The 21538-nt window shown below is 52.1% G+C and carries 19 protein-coding genes and 1 rRNA gene; 6 read left to right on the plus strand and 14 right to left on the minus strand.

Annotated features, from left to right (window positions below):
* Window positions 1–25: 25 nt before the first annotated feature.
* From thrS to ACFFLD_RS01565, 6 genes are all read right to left on the minus strand, one after another.
* On the minus strand, window positions 26–1948 hold the full coding sequence (thrS, locus tag ACFFLD_RS01540) for a threonine--tRNA ligase (RefSeq protein WP_386040836.1): 1923 nt from the start codon (window positions 1946–1948) through the stop codon (window positions 26–28).
* 224 nt (window positions 1949–2172) lie between these two features.
* Window positions 2173–3042, minus strand: a complete 870-nt coding sequence (locus ACFFLD_RS01545; RefSeq protein ID WP_386040838.1) for an OmpA family protein — start codon at window positions 3040–3042, stop codon at window positions 2173–2175.
* 323 nt (window positions 3043–3365) lie between these two features.
* Window positions 3366–3833, minus strand: coding sequence for a DUF2489 domain-containing protein (locus tag ACFFLD_RS01550; protein WP_386040840.1), 468 nt, complete (start codon window positions 3831–3833; stop codon window positions 3366–3368).
* A 96-nt stretch (window positions 3834–3929) separates the two neighbouring features.
* Window positions 3930–4979, minus strand: coding sequence for a COX15/CtaA family protein (locus ACFFLD_RS01555; protein ID WP_386040842.1), 1050 nt, complete (start codon window positions 4977–4979; stop codon window positions 3930–3932).
* Window positions 4980–5012: 33 nt separating this feature from the next.
* The gene (locus tag ACFFLD_RS01560; RefSeq protein WP_386040844.1) at window positions 5013–5528 is read right to left on the minus strand and encodes a hypothetical protein; all 516 of its coding nucleotides are present in this window, start codon (window positions 5526–5528) and stop codon (window positions 5013–5015) included.
* 38 nt (window positions 5529–5566) lie between these two features.
* Complete coding sequence (locus ACFFLD_RS01565; protein ID WP_386040846.1) at window positions 5567–6253, minus strand: SURF1 family protein; 687 nt, start codon at window positions 6251–6253, stop codon at window positions 5567–5569.
* Here ACFFLD_RS01565 and ACFFLD_RS01570 point away from each other — a divergent pair.
* Window positions 6252–6443, plus strand: coding sequence for a DUF2909 domain-containing protein (locus ACFFLD_RS01570; RefSeq protein WP_446753349.1), 192 nt, complete (start codon window positions 6252–6254; stop codon window positions 6441–6443). The genes ACFFLD_RS01565 and ACFFLD_RS01570 overlap by 2 nt on opposite strands.
* A 5-nt stretch (window positions 6444–6448) precedes the next feature.
* Here the strand turns inward: ACFFLD_RS01570 and ACFFLD_RS01575 are convergent, their stop codons facing one another.
* From ACFFLD_RS01575 to ACFFLD_RS01595, 5 genes are all read right to left on the minus strand, one after another.
* The gene (locus tag ACFFLD_RS01575; RefSeq protein ID WP_386040848.1) at window positions 6449–7309 is read right to left on the minus strand and encodes a cytochrome c oxidase subunit 3; all 861 of its coding nucleotides are present in this window, start codon (window positions 7307–7309) and stop codon (window positions 6449–6451) included.
* Window positions 7306–7968 carry a cytochrome c oxidase assembly protein gene (locus ACFFLD_RS01580; RefSeq protein WP_386040850.1) on the minus strand — a complete coding sequence of 221 codons (663 nt, stop codon included), beginning with the start codon at window positions 7966–7968 and terminating at the stop codon, window positions 7306–7308. The genes ACFFLD_RS01575 and ACFFLD_RS01580 overlap by 4 nt, the downstream gene beginning before the upstream one ends.
* A 43-nt stretch (window positions 7969–8011) precedes the next feature.
* A complete protein-coding gene (gene ctaD / locus ACFFLD_RS01585; RefSeq protein WP_386040852.1) occupies window positions 8012–9646 on the minus strand; it encodes a cytochrome c oxidase subunit I in 1635 nt (544 codons plus the stop codon).
* A 32-nt stretch (window positions 9647–9678) separates the two neighbouring features.
* Window positions 9679–10794 (minus strand): cytochrome c oxidase subunit II, encoded by a 1116-nt coding sequence (gene coxB, locus ACFFLD_RS01590; RefSeq protein ID WP_386040854.1) that lies wholly within the window; start codon window positions 10792–10794, stop codon window positions 9679–9681.
* Window positions 10795–10921: 127 nt separating this feature from the next.
* On the minus strand, window positions 10922–11095 hold the full coding sequence (locus ACFFLD_RS01595) for a DUF2970 domain-containing protein (protein WP_386040856.1): 174 nt from the start codon (window positions 11093–11095) through the stop codon (window positions 10922–10924).
* Window positions 11096–11303: 208 nt separating this feature from the next.
* Between ACFFLD_RS01595 and ACFFLD_RS01600 the strand changes: the two genes are divergently transcribed.
* Window positions 11304–11522: a hypothetical protein gene (locus tag ACFFLD_RS01600; protein ID WP_386040859.1), complete on the plus strand. Its 219-nt coding sequence runs from the start codon at window positions 11304–11306 to the stop codon at window positions 11520–11522.
* Window positions 11523–11566: 44 nt separating this feature from the next.
* Here ACFFLD_RS01600 and hrpB read toward each other — a convergent pair whose 3' ends face one another.
* Entirely contained in the window at window positions 11567–14008 is a 2442-nt protein-coding gene (gene hrpB, locus ACFFLD_RS01605) for an ATP-dependent helicase HrpB (RefSeq protein ID WP_386040862.1), read from the minus strand.
* The gene (locus tag ACFFLD_RS01610) at window positions 14009–14671 is read right to left on the minus strand and encodes a TetR/AcrR family transcriptional regulator (RefSeq protein ID WP_386040864.1); all 663 of its coding nucleotides are present in this window, start codon (window positions 14669–14671) and stop codon (window positions 14009–14011) included. It abuts the gene before it with no gap.
* Window positions 14672–14891: 220 nt separating this feature from the next.
* On the opposite strand from ACFFLD_RS01610, the gene xdhA reads away from it, so the two are divergent.
* Genes xdhA through guaD form a run of 4 tightly spaced genes read left to right on the plus strand, consistent with a single transcriptional unit; the run spans window position 14892 to window position 20979 of the window.
* Window positions 14892–16376 (plus strand): xanthine dehydrogenase small subunit, encoded by a 1485-nt coding sequence (xdhA, locus tag ACFFLD_RS01615; protein WP_386040867.1) that lies wholly within the window; start codon window positions 14892–14894, stop codon window positions 16374–16376.
* Window positions 16360–18783: a xanthine dehydrogenase molybdopterin binding subunit gene (xdhB, locus tag ACFFLD_RS01620; protein ID WP_386040869.1), complete on the plus strand. Its 2424-nt coding sequence runs from the start codon at window positions 16360–16362 to the stop codon at window positions 18781–18783. The genes xdhA and xdhB overlap by 17 nt, the downstream gene beginning before the upstream one ends.
* Window positions 18780–19658: a xanthine dehydrogenase accessory protein XdhC gene (gene xdhC / locus ACFFLD_RS01625; RefSeq protein ID WP_386040871.1), complete on the plus strand. Its 879-nt coding sequence runs from the start codon at window positions 18780–18782 to the stop codon at window positions 19656–19658. The genes xdhB and xdhC overlap by 4 nt, the downstream gene beginning before the upstream one ends.
* A 1-nt stretch (window position 19659) precedes the next feature.
* Window positions 19660–20979: a guanine deaminase gene (gene guaD / locus ACFFLD_RS01630; protein ID WP_386040873.1), complete on the plus strand. Its 1320-nt coding sequence runs from the start codon at window positions 19660–19662 to the stop codon at window positions 20977–20979.
* A gap of 310 nt (window positions 20980–21289) precedes the next feature.
* Here the strand turns inward: guaD and rrf are convergent.
* A 5S ribosomal RNA gene (gene rrf, locus ACFFLD_RS01635) occupies window positions 21290–21405 on the minus strand.
* Between the last annotated feature and the right edge of the window lie 133 nt (window positions 21406–21538).

Raw genomic sequence — 21538 nt, forward strand, 5'->3', positions numbered from 1 at the left:
TGCTTCGCTTGATCGTTCTGTCTCCTTAGGCAATTGACGATGTCGCCAGGGCTGCTCTCTCCGCACTCAGATGCTCAATAAGTTCATTGATTGTCATCGTGCCAAGGTTTTCGCCGCTGCGAGTTCGCACGGCCACTGAGTCAGCTTCGACTTCCTTATCTCCCACCACAAGGAGATAGGGAATCTTCTGTAACGTATGTTCACGGATTTTAAAGCCGATCTTCTCGTTCCTCAAGTCCGCTTTAGCCCGTAAGCCATTTTTTTGCAGGCGTTGCTCTAATTCAAGCGCATAATCGCGCTGCGCATCGGTGATCGTCATCACCACTGCCTGCTGAGGCGCCAACCATAATGGCATAGCGCCCGCATAATGTTCAATAAGGATGCCGATGAAGCGCTCCATGGAACCTACAATAGCACGATGTAGCATAACCGGTGGCTTACGTTCACCCTCTTCGGTCACATATTGAGCGCCAAGACGCTCAGGCATCATGAAATCGACCTGCATGGTGCCCACCTGCCACTCACGGCCCAGGCAGTCTTTCATATGATATTCAATCTTGGGCCCATAGAACGCACCTTCGCCAGGAAGTTCCTGCCACTCAACGTCGCACGCTTTCAGCGCACCTCGCAGAGCATCCTCAGCGCGATCCCAGACGTCATCGCTACCAATCCGCTTTTCAGGTCGTAAGGCAATTTTAATAGCAATGTCTTCAAAACCGAAGTCGTTATATACCTTCAAGGCCTGGCGATGAAAGCTGGTCACTTCAGGCTCTACCTGCGCTTCCGTACAGAAAACGTGGCCATCATCCTGAGTAAAGGCACGCACACGCATGATACCGTGCAATGCGCCTGATGGCTCGTTCCGATGGCATCCGCCAAACTCACCAAAACGCACAGGCAGTTCGCGGTAGCTGCGCAAGCCGGAGTTAAATACCTGCACATGGCCAGGACAATTCATGGGCTTGAGGGCATACTCACGCTTCTCGGATTCGGTAAAGAACATGCCGTCCGCGTAGTTATCCCAATGGCCTGATTTCTTCCAAAGCGAGACATCCATGACCTGCGGGCAACGAATTTCCTGATAGCCGCCCTCTTTATAAACGCCTCGCATGTACTGCTCGACCTGTTGCCAAAGCGCCCATCCATTGGGGTGCCAAAAGACCATTCCAGGCGCTTCTTCCTGCATATGAAAGAGATCAAGGCGACGGGCAAGCTTACGGTGATCGCGCTTTTCAGCCTCTTCGAGCCGCTTGAGGTAAGCCTTGAGCTGCTTCTTGTCGCCCCATGCTGTGCCGTAAATACGGGTCAACATAGCGTTCGAAGCATCGGCTCGCCAGTACGCACCGGCTAGCTTGGTTAGCTTGAATGCCTTGAGATGACGCGTATTGGGCACATGAGGGCCACGGCACATGTCCGTGTATTCTTCATGGTGATAAAGGCGGATCTCGGCGCCTTCCGGTATCTCGCGAATAATTTCCTGCTTGTAGGTTTCATCACGATGCAGGAAGGTCAGCATCGCCTTGTCGCGATCAACGTATTCACGAACCACATCGTATTCTTTTTCGATCAACGCCTGCATGCGCTTTTCGATGGCCTCGACATCTTCTGGCGTGATGGAGCGGCCAAAATCGATGTCGTAATAAAACCCGTTATCGATCACGGGCCCAATCGCCATCTTGGCATCGGGGTAAAGCTGCTTCACCGCATGCCCAATCAAATGCGCACAGGAGTGGCGAATAATTTCCACTCCTTCAGGATCTCGCGCAGTAATAATTGCCACGCTTGCATCGTGCTCGATGACGTCTGCAGCATCGACTAAAACGCCATCTATCTTTCCAGCAACACACGCCTTAGCCAAACCAGGGCCAATGGACTCAGCAAGTTGCATGATGGATAGAGGCGCTTCAAATGTTCTTTCGCTACCGTCGGGTAGTGTGACAATCGGCATTCAGATATTCCTTGAGCGCAGTGGTGATCCATACCAAGGATCACATTTCGCTATCAATGGGCTTAGGAGGTGCATTGATTAACAGTATAAAAAACAGCGGTAAGATTAGCAGAATTAGTCTCTGCTTAAAATAAAAACGGGAGGCATATGCCCCCCGCTTCTTTATGCTGCGATTACCCTTACCTCATGTTAGGCAATTAGTAATCTCAGAGTGATAAGTGGAATTATTTCCACTCATCCAGTTCAACACGACGGTTCTGGAAGCGACCTTCTTCAGTTTCGTTGGTCGCAATCGGGAACTCTTCGCCGTATCCCACTGCCTGCATGCGGTCAGAGCTAACGCCACGCTGGTTAAGATAAGTGGCTACCGACTGGGCACGCGCTTGTGACAAGTCTTTGTTGTACGCATCAGAACCACGTGAATCGGTGTGGCCTTCGATGCTTACACGTACACCCGGGTTGTTGACCAGACGCTCAGCAACACCATCGAGCACGCTCTGTGCAGTTGATGTCAACTGTGCAGAATCAAACTCAAAGTTAACTTCTTTCAGGATAACGCTATCAGGGCAACCCAACGCGTTAACTTCTACGCCGGCAGGCGTATTCGGGCACTGGTCACGATAATCCGGCACGCCGTCGTTATCGGAGTCGAGCGGGCAGCCATTGGCGTTAACTTCAACACCGGCAGGCGTACCTGGGCACTGATCACGGTAATCCGGAACGCCGTCACCGTCTGAATCTAGCGGGCAACCTTCAGCGTCAACTGCGACACCGGCAGGCACTTCGCCGTAGGTTGGGCACTGCGGAGCAACCGGCTCAGGCGTACGATCTGCGCACAGCAAGCCGCCGATGGCCGCGCCTGCCGCAGCACCAGTAGCGGCACCGTTCTCTTCGTCGGACTCGCCACTAGTGGCATAACCAATGCTGCCACCAATCAGACCACCAGCTAAACCACAAACAGCTGGGTGTTGATACCAGCTGCGGTCGCTACTAGCGGATGATTGGCTGGAAGACTGTGAGGCTGAGCTGGCACAGCCAGAAAGACCTACTACCAGGGCGGAACCGATTAGCAAGCCAGTCGTTGATTTTTTCATGCAAGACTCCTTCTTGATCCAATGCTGGCTTAGCCATGAGCGGCCAAGCCTATCCAATGCTTCTTATTGCGAGAGCATCCTTTTTTCGCCTGTTCTGTATCGTTGGCGACGCTGTTAAGCATTTTGCAATACCCAACACGGTACCGGATCAATACACAACGGTGTGCCTATCATTAACGCTTAAGCGTAAGAAGGCAACAATGCCTTTATATCAACTTGTTGCTGATACCGGCATCACTCAGCATAGCAAAAGTGTCACAAGGGACACCAATTAATAAGTTCGCTATACCGCTTGGCGGCTTAACACCGCTCAACTTTAGCGCTCAATGCAGCGCACTGGGGCCTTTAGCTCGCCATTCTAACACTGCTTTGGCAGCGGCTAATACGGCCTCGCGCATCTCATTTTCAGCCATTAAGCGCTCTTTATCTTCTTGCATGCGTTCACGAGGCGACAATTGCTGACGTGCAGAGTGCGTTTTCAAATGCTGGGTGCGCTGATAGTGGTCAGCAAAAGCCTGAAACTCAACTTTCTCGGTCAAGCTCGGGTCAATAATCTCAAGTAGTACCTTACAACGCCAGGCACCCTCGGTAATATCCACCTGTTCTTGAACTAACGCACTTGCCACATAATCCAGGTTTTCTAAGCTGTTTTGTTGAGCACGAGCATCCTCATCGCGTCGATAAGCTTCACGCCGCTTAACTTCCTTACGCAAGGACCACGCATAGAGGCACAACCCAACAATCACAGCCATCGCCACTACCAGCACTATCAGCGCTACCGTCGAGTTCATACAACTCCTCACTTACTATAAAAAATATTTGACTGAAATTGTACACCCTAATAGCTCTGAACGACTAATGTTCGCTATATCGTGATCGCTTTTGTACTAGTGAATAGCAACATGACCTGGGAAGGCGTGCTGGCTGGGAGGGGGAGCCATAGCCAACTGATACCGCCAATGCCACCACGCCCACATCAGCGCAGCGGCCAAGGCAATAGCGCCAGCGGTATGCAACAAAGCCAACCATAGCGGTAGCCACAATATGACATTGGCAATACCTATGATGGCTTGCAGTCCATAGAGTCCAACAACGATTGCCAGTGGCGTTGCGACGTTCTGCCAACGCCGGTAGCGCCACCAAAGCGCTATTATTGCGGCTCCAAGTAACAACGCCCCTAAACGATGAGCAACATGAATCGCCGTACGTGCAGCGGCATGTAACTGACCATGTAGATAATTTGGCCCTACGGTCTGGGAAAGATGAAAGCCTTCACTAAGATCCATGTCGGGCAACCATTGCCCATTACAGCTTGGAAATCCTTGGCAAGCGATACCGGCATAATTGCTGGATACCCACCCCCCCAACGCTATCTGCATCACTAATAGAAAAGCCACCACGCCCCACCAGCCGGTTGACGGTCGAGGAGAACTAACAAGGTTTATCCCAGCATGGCGAAGATGAAGATGCAGCCATAGAAACAGCAGTAGAACGACCATCCCTCCCAACAGGTGGAGAGTCACTACTTGAGGCCATAACTGAAGAGTTACTGTAAAAGCACCAAAGGCGCCTTGCAGCGCAATAACAGCGAGTAGCGCCACGCTTAACCGCCATGGATAATCTTGAACATGACGCAACGGCCAGCCAAGCGCCAACACGCCCAACACCACTATCCCCAGCAAGCTGGCAATATAGCGATGGATCATTTCCATCCATGCTTTAAAAGGCTCTAACGGGGCATCAGGGTGGCGCAGCGCGGCATGGGTACTATCAGGAACAATCAGCTTGCCATAACACCCAGGCCAGTCGGGGCAGCCTAAGCCAGCATCGACCAGGCGCGTCCAAGCGCCGGCCAACATCACCACGGCGGTAAGCACCGTCCCCAACAGCGTTAATCTTACTAACCAGCGCAAGCGGCGCTCAGATAGAATCTGCATGGTGTTTTCCTTAACAACCTACGACCGTGCGTATTACTGAGGATTTACCTTAAACAAGTGCTGGATGTCCTCAAGTAAATACTTAGTTTCCATGTGAGGGCTAAACGCCAAAGCTGGGCGCCCCACTGGATCCAATAACCACACTGCGTTCGCTTCACGCCATGGCGGCAGATGCTCCCACTCACTGGTTAGCTCACCGGGAAGCGGTTGCGTATCACCGCCGATACGCAGTCGCACTAACCGAGGCGCGTCTTTTCCGAGTGCACGATGCAGACGCCACAGTTGATCCTTGCGATGCTCACACGCCTGGCTGCAATCAAACGCTAGCGTCCATGCGTCCTGCTGACTATCACTACCAACGCGCTGTTCCAAAGGCCATTCATTAAGCATAGGCAACGCTGGATCAATAGTGCCGTGCGCCGTATGGCGATCAGGAATGCCAATTCGTAGCTCTACCATTCCCCACGCGGCAATAATGGGAGCTGCGAATATTACAAAAATCAGTAATAACTTTAGCCGCTGTCGACGAATATGCTTGGCATCCTGCATATTATTAATCTCTGTTTATTTTTATTGAATAGCATTTTTTATCGCCTGTCATCGTGACGTAATTTTTGCCCGCCGATGACCATCGTTATCAATGCTGCTATCGCTAATCCCCACCATTGCAACGCGTAGCCTATATGGCGACTGGGTGGCATGGTATTGGCTTTCCACCAGGGAATTAATATGCCGTCTCCCTGGCTGGCATGTACCCACCCAGAATAACTAAATGCTCCTAACGACACATTCCAAGGATCAAGGCTTAGCTGCTGTAGTCTAATCCCCTCTCTATTCTCGCCGTATAACGGCCCACCCGCCTGGGCCTCCTGCCACTCTCCCATTAACGTAACGCTACCACTGGGGGTTGCCACCTGGGGCGGCTTACGATCGCCCCCGGTGTCTAAAAAACCACGTTGGATCAGCCAAAGCTGCCCATTGTTATCTCTCAATGGAGTGAGTACAGCCACCCCAACGTGCCCATTAAGAGTACGATTGTCTAAAAAAAGCGTATGTTCCGGCAGATATTCTCCCGACAAGGTTATTTGAGCTCCTTGTGCAGGCTGTTCGGCAGGCTGTGTCATAGCCACGGCGTTTTCACGGGTGGCGATGGCTAAACGCTTGTCCTCTGCCCGCTCCCACTGCCATAGTCCTAAATAGATACCGATTACCACCAGCAAGCTCCAGAAAACATACCAGCTATAAATAAGTCGTTGCCGAGAGGGTTTTATCATGTGGTTACAGCTACTCATTGCCGCCGTTTTTATAGCGATGGTTATCAGCTTAGCGATGGGCGCAGGCTTTCTACTCCGGGATAGCACCTCATCTCGTCGCCTACTTACCTCTCTTAAATGGAGAGTGGGGTTAGCATGCCTACTCATGGCACTAATTCTGTTTGGCTTCTGGTCGGGTCGGTTAGGCTAATTTGCTTATAAAACATAGACAAAGATGAACAACCCAACCCATACCACATCGACAAAATGCCAATACCAGCACGAGGCTTCAAAGCCAAAATGATTTTCGTCGGCAAAGTGACCTTTAATAATACGTATCAGCATAGTGGCTAATATTACCGTACCGATAATGACGTGAAGACCATGAAAACCGGTTAAAATAAAGAATGTCGCGCCAAAAATACCAGCCTCCAAGGTAATGCCGTAATGCGCATAAGCCTCATAATATTCAACGCCCTGAATCGCGATAAAGCAGCTCCCTAACAGGACGGTGCCGGTTAACCAGTATCGGCATGTCTGGCGATAGCCCACTTTCAAGGCTTCGTGAGCCACCGTTAACGTGATGCTAGAGGTCACCAATACCAGTGTATTGACAAGCGGTAACTGCCAGGGGCTGAACACTTCACGGGGGCCTGCAATGCTGGCATCCGGTGGGTTCATCAATGGCCATTCAGGAACAAAATCCGGCCATAGCAGTGCTGATACGCCCTTTGCGCCCTCCCCGCCCAGCCATGGCAAGGTAAACATACGCACGTAAAAAAGGGCGCCAAAAAAGGCCGCGAAAAACATCACTTCCGAGAAAATAAACCAGGCCATTCCCCAACGAAACGAACGGTCCATCTGAGCGTCGTAAAGTCCACCTCGAGACTCACTGATCACGTCCCGAAACCAGAGCGCCATGATCACAATAATGCCTGCCACTCCGACGAGCACAAACGGTAGACCTGTGTCATAGACCAGTTTGATGCCAATGCTAACCATCATGGCGCCAAGTGCCAGGGAGCCGAGTACAGGCCAACGGCTGCTTGGCGGTACGTAATAACTACCGCTACTCATATCGCTTCTCCCCATGCTTTAGTGTTTTTAAAACGACGCTCGATGGCGCTGTCGGCGTGACGGCTGATGAGACTATGTACCAGGCCGGGTTCGGGTCGACCGTCACGTGAAGCCTGGTGTAATTCAGATGCAACGGGGTAAAGCGTGTACACCAACGTCACGGTATTAATATCGACAGGAAGATCGCGTGATAATTGAAATACCAGTGGGATAGTTAAACGCTCATCGCCTTGCAGGCGCTGCTCCTGGAAGCAAAAACAGCTTATTTTACGCAAGTAAGGCGTGGCGGCAGAAGGCGATACGCTAGGCACCGCACGCCCCCAGCTGTCACGGTGGCTATTATTGGTGAAGGTGAAATCCACCTCAGCCAATTGTCCTGGGTGAACGCGCATCTGGTTTACTTCCACACTCATCTGCCACGGCAGCCCTGGACTGCCACGAGTGATGAACTGCACATTGATGTAACGGGCGTCGTCTACTTCTTCATGAACGATAGCCTGCGCAGTAGCATCCACTTTGCCGTTAATACCGGTAATGCGACAGAAAACGTCATAGAGCGGCACTAACGCAAAAGCAAAGGCAAACATACCGACCAGTACCGCCGAGGTCCTGATCACAGTACGTCGAATACCCGGCTGATTCTGCTCTCGACTGTCCATAACACCTCGCGGCCATACTGACCTAGGCGGCTTTATGCCTTTCTTAATGGGAAGTACGGTGCATTACCGGAGGCGTTTCAAACGTGTGCAAGGGAGCGGGACAAGGTACCGTCCATTCTAAATCTGTTGCTCCCTCCCACGCTTTTGCTGGCGCCTTTTTGCCGCCTCGAACACACATGACGATTCCCGCCACGAACAGCAACTGGGAGGTACCGAAGAAAAACGCGCCAACGCTGGAAAGTAAATTAAAGTCAGCAAACTGCAGAGCGTAATCGGGAATACGCCGGGGCATACCCGCCAAGCCAGCAAAATGCATCGGAAAGAAGGTTAAATTAACGCCGATAATCGAGAACCAGAAGTGCCACTGGGCCAGCCTTTCGTTGGGGTAATGCCCAGTCCATTTAGGCAGCCAGTAATACACCGCCGCCATGATGGCAAAGATAGCACCGGGCACTAACACGTAATGAAAATGGGCGACCACAAAGTAGGTATCGTGGTATTGAAAATCAGCTGGGGCAATCGCCAACATCAGGCCTGAAAACCCTCCGATGGTGAATAGCACCACAAACGCCAGTGCAAATAACATGGGCGATTCAAAACTTATTGAGCCACGAAACAGCGTGGTCACCCAATTAAAGATCTTTACCCCGGTCGGTACCGCGATCAGCATCGTTGAATACATAAAGAACAGTTCTGCCACCAACGGCATGCCGACCACGAACATATGATGCGCCCAAACCAGAAAGGACAACAACGCAATGGCGGCGGTGGCATAAACCATCGATGCATAACCAAACAACGGTTTGCGTGCAAAGGTGGGGATGATGGCCGAGACAATACCAAAGGCAGGTAAAATCATGATGTACACTTCGGGGTGACCAAAGGTCCAAAACAAGTGCTGGAACAGGACGGGATCGCCACCTCCAGCGGCATCAAAAAAGCTGGTACCGAAGTTAATATCCATCAGCATCATGGTAATTACCGCGGCTAATACCGGCATCACCGCAATCAGTAGAAAAGCGGTGATCAGCCACGTCCACACAAATAGCGGCATATCCATTAAGCGCATGCCAGGGGCACGCATATTCAATATCGTCGCGATGATATTAATTGCGCCTAAAATCGAGCTAATACCGGCCATATGCAAGGCAAGAATAAAAAAGGTGGTGGAGGCAGGCGCATACGTCGTCGATAGCGGTGCGTAGAAAGTCCAACCGAAATTAGGCCCGCCCCCTGGCATCAACAAGGTTGAAAGTAATAACGTGAAGGCCACGGGTAGCAACCAGAAACTGAAATTATTCAAGCGTGGCAGTGCCATATCCGGCGCACCAATCTGTAACGGTATCATCCAGTTAGCCAAGCCAGTAAAGGCGGGCATGACGGCCGCAAATACCATGATCAGGCCGTGCATGGTGGTCATCTGGTTAAAAAATTCTGGCTGTATCAACTGCAGGCCCGGTTGGAAAAGCTCAGCCCGCACCACCAATGCAAATATCCCGCCGATAAAAAACATCGTCAGCGAGAAAATAAGGTAAAGAGAGCCGATCTCTTTGTGATTAGTCGTTAGAAGCCAGCGCAAGATACCGCTGGGTGGCGCGGAATGGCTTTGCTTCTCGCCATCGGCAGCAGCGACGGTGCTGTGTTGAAGAGGATACTGAGGGGGTAGCTTAGGCGCCATGAGACACTCCTAAAGATGATGAACCACCGTCATTATTGTGCGATTAATTCAGCGACTGTCGTGGGCTGTACCAACTCACCGGTATCGTTTCCCCACGCATTGCGCGTATAGGTCACCACCGCAGCGATTTCCACTGGATTTAAGGTATTACGAAAAGCTGGCATTGCTGCCCCGGATACGCCGTTGATAACCTTGTTGAGATGCCAGTCCACGTCACTTATCAGTTGTTCATTATTCGCCAACGCGGGAAAAGCGGGAGGGGCACCTTGTCCTTCGGCCTGATGACAGGTGGTACAGATTGACTGATAAACGACTTCTCCTCGCTCAATCAATTCGTCCATTTCCCATACCCTATCAACCCCTAACAACTCTTGAGCTGCGGCCTCTTTCCGCTCGGCCAGCCATTCATCGAACGCCTCTTCTTCCATCGCTTGAACCACAACGGGCATGAATCCATGGCCGATACCGCAAAGTTCGGTACATTGACCGCGGTAAATCCCAGGTTCATTTATCTTTACCCAGTTCTCATTGACAAAGCCTGGGATGGTATCTTGCTTAACGGCTAACGCTGGCACCCACCAGGAGTGAATCACATCGTCGGAGGTCATCAAGAAACGAATTTTTCGGTTAACAGGGAGGACTAATGGCTCATCTACGGCTAATAAATAATGCTCTTCTCTAGGGTCCTCTCCATCGATTTGCGCTCTCGGCGTGCTCATATTCGAGTTGAATGCAACATCCTCTCCCAAATACTCATAGCGCCAGCGCCATTGCTGACCAATGACCATGATGTCTAAGTCAGCGTCGGAAGTGTCATACATGTTTTTCAAGGTGGCGGTGGCAGGCACCGCCATACCAATCAAAATTAAAATAGGAATCATGGTCCACACCACTTCAACGCGGGTGTGTTCATGGAAATTGGCGGCTTTAGCGCCTTTTGAATTACGATAACGGTATAAGCAGTAAAACATGGCGCCAAATACCACCACACCAATGACCACACATATCCAAAAGATGGTCATATGCAGTCCGTAGATATCGCTGCTCACGTCGGTCACACCAGTGGTCATGTTCCAGCTATTCGCCTGAACGTGTGAGCCACTTACGACCAGTAATATCGACGATTGCCACCACTGCCAAGACCGCATATAGGCCTCCAGTATTGTTGTTATTATGGCATCACGTTAGTTAAGGTAGATTTAGGTAAGCTATTTGCAGTATAGAAAACATATGGGATAAGTCACGGACTAGCTTCAATAACCCTCTCAGCAATGTTCAGCGGGCCACCACTGTTGCCAGTACAATAAGCGCCAACACCAACAAAAATGTAATCACCACGCCAATAACAATATAGGCGATGGGCCTGCCACTACTAAAGTCATCCTGCCATTTCTGGCTGCTCTGCACACCCAGCAGGGCTGCTAACACCGACTTCACCATGGACCACATACTACCTCCAGGAAAATTCAGCCTTTAACGACCGCTCAAGAATGAACAGCTAATCATTTTTAGCATAGGCCTATCTGGCCAGAACGTCAGCTTTACAGACAGTTTTGAGGTTTTGTTTTGAATACCAAGCGTGTCGCATAGGGCAATTTTTAAACCAATTGTGCGATACTTGGCTTCCTAGGATTAAGTGCCACTAATGGAGCGCCTCATGTTCAAGTACTGCCACTCAAGCAAAGTCAAATGTGCCTTTGTGATGTCTTCGCTACTGTTACTGGCTGGCTGTACTACCTACACGTGGCCAGATGGTTCACAGAAAACCGTTATCGGTGTCGTGCCACAGGATGAGAATCAACGCTATGAAGAAGAGCAAATTGAGCCGATTCGCTATCGTGTACCGGACGAAATTCCAGAAACACGTAGTGAGTAACGGGTAATGCACGGCTAGCAATATGGGTGGGTATCATAGTGAGTTTAGTGGTTTGATTTACGCTTCGTTAGAGCAGTAGCAGGCGCTGTGAAGGGATCTTCGGGCCATGGATGTTTGGGATATCGGCCGCGCATTTCCTTGCGCACCTCTGGGTAACCATGCTGCCAAAAACTAAGCAAATCCTGAGTGACTTGCAGCGGCCGTCGAGCAGGTGAGAGTAAATGAATCATGACAGCCACAGACTCGTTAACGACGCGAGGTGTCTCACGCCATCCAAACGCCTCCTGAAGCTTCAATGCTAAAACGGGTGGACGTTGGTCAAGACACTGGCGGTAATCCAAACTCACCCGCTTGCCGCTTGGAACCTCAAGCTGGGCGGGAGTTAACTGCTCTATCGTTTGCTGCTGCTCCCAACTTAGCGTATTGATCAAGTAGCAATCCAGCGGCAATGCTTCTATATGCGCCAAACGATTGATACCCGACAGGTACGGCGCCAACCAGTTCTCAAGAGAGGCTAACAGCGCCTCCTCGGACCAATCGGGCCAATCCTCCCCCAGGTTTTCACGTAGAAGCGCCATTCGACCGCACAATTGCTGCATATTGTCGTTAAACAGACGCCCGGGCTGTTGGCGCAGCGCGGTTATTAACGCCTCGGTCACATCTTCCTCGGGTAAATGAGCCAAGGGACGCTTGGCAATCACCAGACTGCCATGCACCTGCACTTCTTCGCCGATTAAGCGCCCTTTTTCCTGCGACCAGGTTACGCGCGACTGCCACTGAGTAATCGCTGGGTATAGCGCAAGCAAGGAGTCAATTGTCAGCGGCTCAGCAGCGATGATACGTGCTTGAGTTCCCGGCAGATCATGCAATGCGACCACCACTAGATACGATTCATGAGCCAAACTGTCGTGTAGAGGTAGCGTGGCCGTTTTGCCATTGGCAAGACGAAAATTACCCGCACTTATTTGCTGCCCAATGCGGTCCGGGTATGCCAGCGCTAACAGCGACCCAACCACACCACCGTCATAATCGAGGGTAATACCGGCTCTTTTCGCTAACCTGAGCGCTTCGCGCTGCCAAACCGGAAACTGTTTAGGCTGGCGAAACCGCTGTGCTAACGCCTCGCTTATGGAGCGCTCATGGCTATCCCGCTCTTCAAGCAAGGCTGCCAGCCCACAAGCCATTGACGCCGCTTTTAAATCCAATGACCGCTCCAGCATCACCGCGAGGCGTGGCTCAACGGGCCACCGCGCACAGCGTGTGCCCAAGGGCGTTAGCGTTCGTTGGGCATCTAATATGCCTAGCTGTATCAGCAACGCCTGGCCACTTCGCCAAGCGCCCTCTGGAGGCGGGGTAACCCATGCAAGCTGTTGGGGCGACGCTACCCCCCAGCGAGCCAACTCAAGCACTACCGATGATAGGTCCGCTTGCTGAATATCAGGTTCAGCGTAAGGGGCAAGAGGCTGCTCTTGGGCCCACAGACGCAAGCATGTGCCCTCGCACTGCCGCCCTGCCCGTCCGCGACGTTGATCTGCACTAGCGCGGTTAATTTTTCGCGTGGTAAGCCGGGTTAGCCCCGTACGTGGCTGAAACAGAGGCACCCGCTCTAAGCCTGCGTCGATGACCACATTCACACCCTCCACCGTGATACTCGATTCGGTGATGGCGGTGGACACAATAATACGCTGCTGATGGTTACCGACCGCTAATGCCGCCTGCTGCTCAGCAACACTCATCCGGCCATGCAAAGGGCGTATCGCTAGCTGAGGTTTGGCTTTTGCCAATAATTGAATTAAATGATTTATCTCGGCAACGCCTGGCAGGATCACCAGAATACCCTGGGTTCCCGGCATTGAAAGCGCCTCGTCAACGACCCTGAGCTGATGACTAATACTCTCTTCACGTGGTAAAGACGGGCGATACAGGGTTTCTACCGGGTACTGACGGCCATGACACTCGATGATAGGGACCGCCTCGCCCATTACCCGCTTGAGCGATTCAACATCCAGCGTTGCCGACATCACTAACAGGCGTAAATCATCGCGGATACTCGTTTGCACATCCAGCGCCAGCGCTAACCCTATGTCAGCTTCGAGACTACGTTCATGAAACTCGTCAAAGATAATCCCGGCGACGCCTTCCAGCAGCGGATCATCTTGCAGCATGCGAGTGAGCACCCCTTGAGTCACGACTTCCAGGCGAGTTTGTGCACTCACGCAACTATCACCACGCATGCGATAGCCCACCGTTTGGCCCACCTTTTCGCCTAATTGTTGGGCCATAAAGTTAGCCGCCAAGCGAGCCGCAACGCGCCTTGGCTCTAGCAGAAGTAGCCTCTGTCCGTTGGCCCATGCAGCGTTTAACAGCGTTAGCGGAACGCGTGTGGTCTTGCCCGCACCCGGCTGGGCGATCAGCAACAGTCGGTTGGTGGTAGCAAGGACAGTGGTCAGCTCATCAAGATGCTGATCAATCGGTAAACCGTTCATTCAATAATCACGCAATGCCTGGTGAGCGTTAGTCTGGGTGATACCACAGCCTTTTAAGATGACCTGCTCAAGAAAGGTCGAGATTGACTCCAGGTCATCGTCGGTTAATGCCTTGCGTCCTAAAATGCCGCAGACTTGGGCGCTATATTCCGTGTAATGCTGCGTGGCGGACCAAATTAAGAAAATTAACCATCGCGGGTCAACAGCATCCATTTTCCCTTGGGCAGACCACTGGCGAATAATAGCAGCGCGTGAAGCGACCCATTCACGCAATTCACCCGCCAAATACTCGTTTAAGAAAGGAGCGCCCGCCAAAATTTCCGCTGCAAACAGCTTTGACCCTTCTGGATAACGCTGACCCAGCACCAATTTAGTGCGAATAAAGTCACTCAATACCTGTGCCGGGTCGCTAGCCGGAGTGATATCTTCGAGTACTTCATTCCAGCGATACATCATACGATTAAGCAACCGTACATAGAGTGCCTGCTTACTGCCCATGTAATACAAGATATTGGCTTTCGGAAGTTCCGCACGATCAGCGATCACTTGCAAGCTAGCACCGCGGTAACCGTGTTGTGCAAACACCTGCTCAGCTGCCTGCAGAATGCGTGTTTCTCTTTTTTCGCGGCTCGGGGTTTCATTAGTGATGGAAGCATCGGGCATTAACAGAGTTCCTTAGCTAAATGAGTCAACAGGCTGAATGCCCCAAAAACTCGCATTTTATATGAGCTTGCCTCACTCCCGTGCAACGATCAAATACTTGCAAGGTAGGGCATTTTGTCTCAAGCTCAACTCACATTGACCGATCGGTCAGCATGACCACGATCTATACCACGACAGCTCAATACAACTATATCTCAATACAACTACAGCGGAGTTCGGCATGGCAACGATTGCGTTCCTGCTCAATGGCGTTCCTCAGCGGTGTGATGTTTCGCCCGACACCAGTATTTTAACCTTATTACGTGAAGAGTTGGGTCAAACGGGCACTAAAGAGGGCTGTGCCTCTGGTGACTGTGGTGCATGTACTGTCGCCATTAGCGATGTAGCAACCGAAGGCCACCGATTTCAAAGCGCCAATGCGTGCATTACGCCCGCCCACCAACTTCACCAACAACACTTGGTAACCGTTGAAGGATTAGCTAATAAAGGGCAGCTTCACCCAGCTCAAAAGGCAATGATCGACTGCCACGGTAGTCAGTGCGGCTTTTGTACGCCGGGCATTGTCATGTCCTTATTTACCCTGCATAACGAGCTTAACCAGCATCCTACGCCGCTAACGCCAGCACGACTTGAGGCAACGCTTGGCGGCAACTTGTGTCGCTGTACAGGTTATCGCCCCATTCGCGATGCAGCACTGCGCATGAACGATATCCACTACGAACGCCCATCATGGCTTGACGCAAAACAGCATGACGCGACACTACCTGACACGACGCTAATGAGCGACGTCAGTGAGCCGCCCTCCCATGATCCTGCGGATAAATCTTTTTACGCTCAACCAGCCTCGCTTTCCGCCTTACTTGAACTACGCCACGAGGCTCCCCAGGCACGCCTAGTGGCCGGCGGCACCGACCTTTGGCTGGAAAGCACTCAGCGTCTGTTAGCGCTGGAGCAGTTAATTGATATTACCCGGGTGACCGAGCTATTGGCGCTTGAAGAGGCCACGCTTGAACAGCAAGCGGGTTGGTGGGTCGGTGCGGGGGTTACGTATACTCAGCTTGAACCGCTATTCGAACGACATTATCCGGCTTTTGCTCACCTGCTTCACCGTCTCGGCTCACAGCAGATTCGCAATCGGGCAACGCTTGGCGGCAATATTGCCAACGCCTCCCCCATCGGTGACACGCCGCCTGTTTTGTTGGTTTTGGGTGCGAAGGTTGAGCTTGCCAGTGTGAAAGGAACGCGCTGTATTCCGCTTCAACACTTCTTTTTAGACTACAAGAAGACTGCGTTAGCTGACGATGAAGTCATTACGCGTATTTTCATCCCTCGCTGTGATAACGCCACCCAACTGCGGGTATGGAAGCTATCCAAGCGTCGCGAGGATGATATCTCTGCCGTGCTCGGTGCATTTAGCTATCGCATTGAACAAAATGCACTACACGATGTGCGCATTGCGTTTGGTGGGATGGCGGCTATCCCCAAACGTGCCCAAGCGGTCGAAGCGATACTCGAAGGTAGCCCTATCAACCAAACGACGTTTCGCTCTGCCCAGCAAGCCCTGGACGAAGACTTTCAACCAATGAGTGACGTGCGAGGTAGCCAGCAGTATCGCCAGCAAGTCGCCAAGAACTTACTTGAACGCCTATATCTTTCGCTTTCAGCGCCTGACCAAGAGGTGATGCTCCATGCGTACGCTCACTAAACTGGACGGCGATAGCCGCCGCGCCCGGCGTGAATTACACAATCACATTCAAGGCTCTGGGCCCCTGGCACGCCATACCGTCGACAGTGCTGGTCAACGACAGGCAGGCAGCTCATGCTTTCACGAAAGTGCTGAAAAACACGTTACCGGTAAAGCCAGTTATATTGATGATCTAACGCTAACAGCGGGTGCACTGCATGTAGCGTTAGGCTTGGCCCCAGTGGCCCACGGCACGGTAACCACACTGGATCTTAGTAAAGTCAAACAGGCTCCTGGTGTGATTGATGTCATTACCTTCAATGACGTCCCTGGCCATACGGATATCGGTCCTGTTTTTCCAGGTGATCCCATCTTTGTCGATCAGGAGATCAGCTACGCCGGTCAGTGCCTATTTGCGGTCGCTGCAACCTCTCTGCAGGCCGCGCGTCGAGCTGTCACGTTGGCGGTTATCAGTATCAATGAGCAGCCTGCAAGTTTAGATCCCGTAGCTGCCACTGAACGCGAAGAGTTCGTGCGCCCTACTCATACCCAGAGTCGTGGTGATTGGCAGCAGACGCTTGACCAAGCGGAACAGATTATTGAAGGCGAACTATTCGTCGGCGGCCAAGAGCACTTTTACCTGGAAGGCCAGGCATGTGTTGTCCATCCTACCGAAGACGAAGGTGTGATCGTCCATACCTCCAACCAGCATCCGAGTGAGACTCAAAAGCTGGTCGCGGAGGTGCTTGATATTCCCTTTCATGCGGTGACGGTTGAAGTACGCCGCATGGGTGGCGGTTTCGGCGGTAAGGAGACACAGGCTTCTCCCTGGGCGTGTATCGCTGCGATTGTTGCTCGCCGTACAGGCAAAACGGTTCGCTTACGGCTACCTCGCAGTGAGGATATGCGCGCCACAGGGAAACGCCATCCCTTCCATAATCGCTACCAATTAGCCATTGATGCTCATGGCGTTATTCAAGGCGGCGATATCACCGTCATCGGTGACTGCGGTTACTCTCCCGACCTCTCGGATGCCATTGTCGATCGCGCCATGTTTCATACCGACAATGCCTACTCTCTGGGCAATGCCAGAGTGGTAGGTCACCGAGCAAAAACGCACACGGCTTCCAATACAGCATTTCGCGGCTTTGGTGGCCCGCAGGGAATGATGATTATTGAAGCAGCGATGGACGATATAGCCCGGCGGACAGGCGAAGATCCGCTCACCATCCGCAAGCGCAATTTCTATCGAGATGGTCGCGATGTGACCCACTACGGTCAGCAGGTCGATCAACGCCAGTTGCTGCATACCCTCGTTGAAACACTCGAAAACGATAGCCGGTATTGGGAGCGCCGCAATGCGATCAGCCATTATAACGCTACCAGCAGTGTCATTAAGAAAGGGCTAGCGCTCACACCGGTTAAATTCGGTATCTCCTTTACGGCGCAGCACCTTAACCAAGCGGGCGCACTCCTGCACGTGTATACCGATGGGAGCGTGATGATTAATCACGGTGGCACGGAGATGGGTCAGGGTTTGCATACTAAAATTTGTCAGGTGGTGGCTCGCGAACTGGGTCTGGATCTTGAAAAAGTACGTATTACCGCCACACGGACCGATAAAGTACCTAATACCTCTCCTACCGCGGCGTCTAGTGGCGCTGACTTAAATGGCATGGCGGCACGCGACGCGGCCAGCAAATTACGCGAACGACTTTTTGATTTCGCTGCCGAGCATTTTGCCGAGGGACTGGACCGCGAAGGCATGCGCCTTGAAGATGGCATGCTGGTCGCAGGGCTGGGCGAAAGCGAACGCCGCGTACCCTGGGGTGAGCTGGTTCAAACCGCCTATCTCAACCGTATTTCACTGTCTGAAAAAGGCTTTTATGCCACACCTTTGATTCACTATGATCGCTCCACTGGACAAGGACGGCCATTTTATTACTATGCATTTGGCGCAGCAGTGGCGGAAGTAAGCGTGGACACCCTTAGCGGTGAGTATCAGGTTGACCGTGTCGACATCTTGCATGATGTAGGCGACTCCCTTAATCCGGCCATTGATATTGGCCAGGTTGAAGGTGGCTTTATTCAAGGAATGGGATGGCTGACTAGCGAAGAGCTTAAATGGAACGAGCAAGGCGTGCTTATCAGCGATGGACCGGCCACCTATAAGATTCCCACTTTTGGCGATCTGCCGGCAATTTTCAATGTCGCCCTACTTGAAGGCCACCCCAACTCCATGGCGAGCCTGTACCGCTCAAAAGCAGTGGGCGAACCCCCTTTTATGCTCGCTATTTGTGTATGGTCGGCCCTTCGCGACGCACTTTCGAGTATGACTAATTACACTGTTTCCCCGCATCTAGATACGCCCGCCACTCCAGAGCGTGTCTTGCTGGCGGCCCAAGCGCTTAGGAAATCATCACTGTGAGTCATCATTTGCCTACTGCGGAAACCTGGCATGCAGCCTTGCATCGCTTACAGCGAGAGGGTACGCCGCATGTCTTAGCCACTCAGGTAACGAGTGCAGGTTCAACCCCTCGCGAACCGGGGGCACGTATGGTGATTACCGATCACGCTATCTTCGACACGCTGGGTGGCGGAACGTTTGAATGGCAAACGATTGCCGCGGCTCGCGCCTGTTTAGCTGAGAAGCACTATGGGTTCAGCCTTGAAGCGTTCTCACTGGGGGGGCGAAGCGGACAATGCTGCGGCGGATTCGTCAATATATTGCTAGAAGCGTTTCCTGGTGCAACGGCGCATATCGCCATCTTTGGCGCCGGCCATGTAGGGCGTGAAATTGTAAAGCTAAGTGCTCCACTGCCCTGGCAATTGCATTGGTACGACAGTCGTAGCAATGTATTCAGTGAACAGGATCAGCATCAAGCACGCTTGGCCTGCCACTCTCTTTTGGATATAGAGCAAAGTGTTAAAGGCTTGCCTGCCAATACCCATGCACTGGTATTAACGCATAATCATGACGAGGACTATGCGCTTATCACGGCGCTGCTTGAACGCGATGATGTGGGCTCTATTGGGCTAATTGGTTCTGACAGCAAATGGGGGAGCTTTAGAGGGCGGCTTAAGCGCGAAGGATACACCTCTCAGCACATCAACCGCATAAGAAGCCCGATTGGCCGCCTACAAGACTCAAAGCTCAGTAATAAGACACCTTATGCGATCGCCCTGACGGCAGTGACTGAGCTACTTTGGCTGACCGATACCTCCTCTTCTCAAGAGCATCGCGGGCTTGCCCCCCAGGCCTTGCAAACCCTACTTTCTGATCCCCCGACTACCACGAGTTAATATGAATTCTTCTACCGATACGCTTATTCGTGCCGAACTGGTTAGCTTTCCACGCCACCCAGGTGATGGGGATATGCCACAACCCGGCAGCCTTGAGCATTATGGGGACGGCCTGCTGTGGTTGAAAGGTCAGCATATTCATGCGGTGGGACATTTTAAAGAGCTATTGCCATCGTTACCCAACGGATGTGACGTTCTCGACTACCGTGACAAACTCATTATGCCGGGGTTTATTGATTCCCACGTGCACTATGTCCAGTTAGATATCATGGCGTCCTATGGACGCCAACTACTTGATTGGCTGAACGAATACACGTTTCCAGAAGAGTGCCGTTTTGCCAATCAAGCGCATGCAGAAGCGCTATCAAATGCATTTTTAGATGAAATGTTGCGCTCGGGTACCACGACTGCACAAGTATTTGGGTCTAGCCACCCAGGCTCTATGGACGCCTTTTTCGCAGCATCCCAAAAATGCCAGCTGCGAATGCTGGCTGGCAAAGTACTGATGGACCGCAATGCACCCGAAGCATTGATGGATGGCAAAACGGGCATTGCCGATAGTGAGCGATTAATTGCCGACTGGCACGGCCGTGACCGCTTAGGCTATAGCGTAACACCTCGCTTTGCGCCCACCTCTACTAAAAGGCAAATGGATGCCGCAGGGGCACTACTACGTAACGACAAAAGCCTATGGTTACAGACACATCTAGCGGAAAATAGCGGTGAATTAGATTGGGTTGCCGAGCTATTTCCCGGTAGCCGTGACTACTTGGCTGTTTATGAAGAGGCTGGTTTAGTAGGCCCACGCAGCACCTTTGCGCATGGCATTCACCTAGATAACGATATGCGCAAGCGCTTGGCGGACCAAGGTGCAAATATTGCCTTCTGCCCCAGTTCTAATCTTTTTCTTGGCAGCGGTTTATTTGACCGAGAAGCCGCCAACCAGACCGGTATGGCGTTTACGTTTGCCAGCGATATTGGCGCAGGTACAGACTTATCTGGTTTCGCAACGCTCAAGGCCGCTTATCAAGTTGGCCAACTGAAAGGGCAACCGCTTACTGCTTGGCAAGGTTTTTATGGCTTAACCATGGGAAATGCGAAGGCGCTTTCTTTGGATAGCTATATAGGTCAGCTCGCCCCGACGCTTGAAGCTGATTTTGTGGTGATAGACACCCAGGCAACATCTCTACTAGCTCGGCGTATCAACCGCTGTACAACGCTTGGAGAGCGTTTATTCGCATTAATGATGCTAGCTGACGACCGTGCTATCTATGAAACCTGGTCTGCCGGACAGTGCCAGCATCGCCGGGATAAAGTCTAATACAGCGGCGCGGCGACTTGGAGAAGATAGCTTCTGCTCGCGATGGCGTAATGTCATCGCGAGCGTAGCGTGGCGATCTGGGGTTGTCTGTCATGGCGAGCCCAGTGCGGCAATCTTGGTGCGGTGCCACCAAAACCGAGATGGCCGCGTCGCTGCGCTCCTCGCCATGACAGGCTTTATTACCTCAACCACCGCACTACCGTTGACTCTGTCATTGCGAGCGTAGCGCGGCAATCTGGGGTGAGGGGCACTTTCTTTCAGGCAACAAAAAGCCCCGAACACACTGTGCTCGGGGCTTTTCTTAATAAGTGCCTGACGATGACCTACTCTCGCATGGGGAGACCCCACACTACCATCGGCGCTAAGCGGTTTCACTTCTGAGTTCGGCAAGGGATCAGGTGGTTCACGCGTGCTATGGTCGTCAGGCGTAACTTTAAATGTACATCATGCTGATGCGTACTTGCTAAATGGTGATCGTCTCATTGCTTGCCACCCTTGCGTTTGCTTGGGCCACACGCTGCATATCCGGCTTTTTCGTTGATCGCTCAACGTTACGTTA

This window comes from Vreelandella sulfidaeris (genome assembly GCF_042429665.1).
GTDB lineage: Bacteria > Pseudomonadota > Gammaproteobacteria > Pseudomonadales > Halomonadaceae > Vreelandella.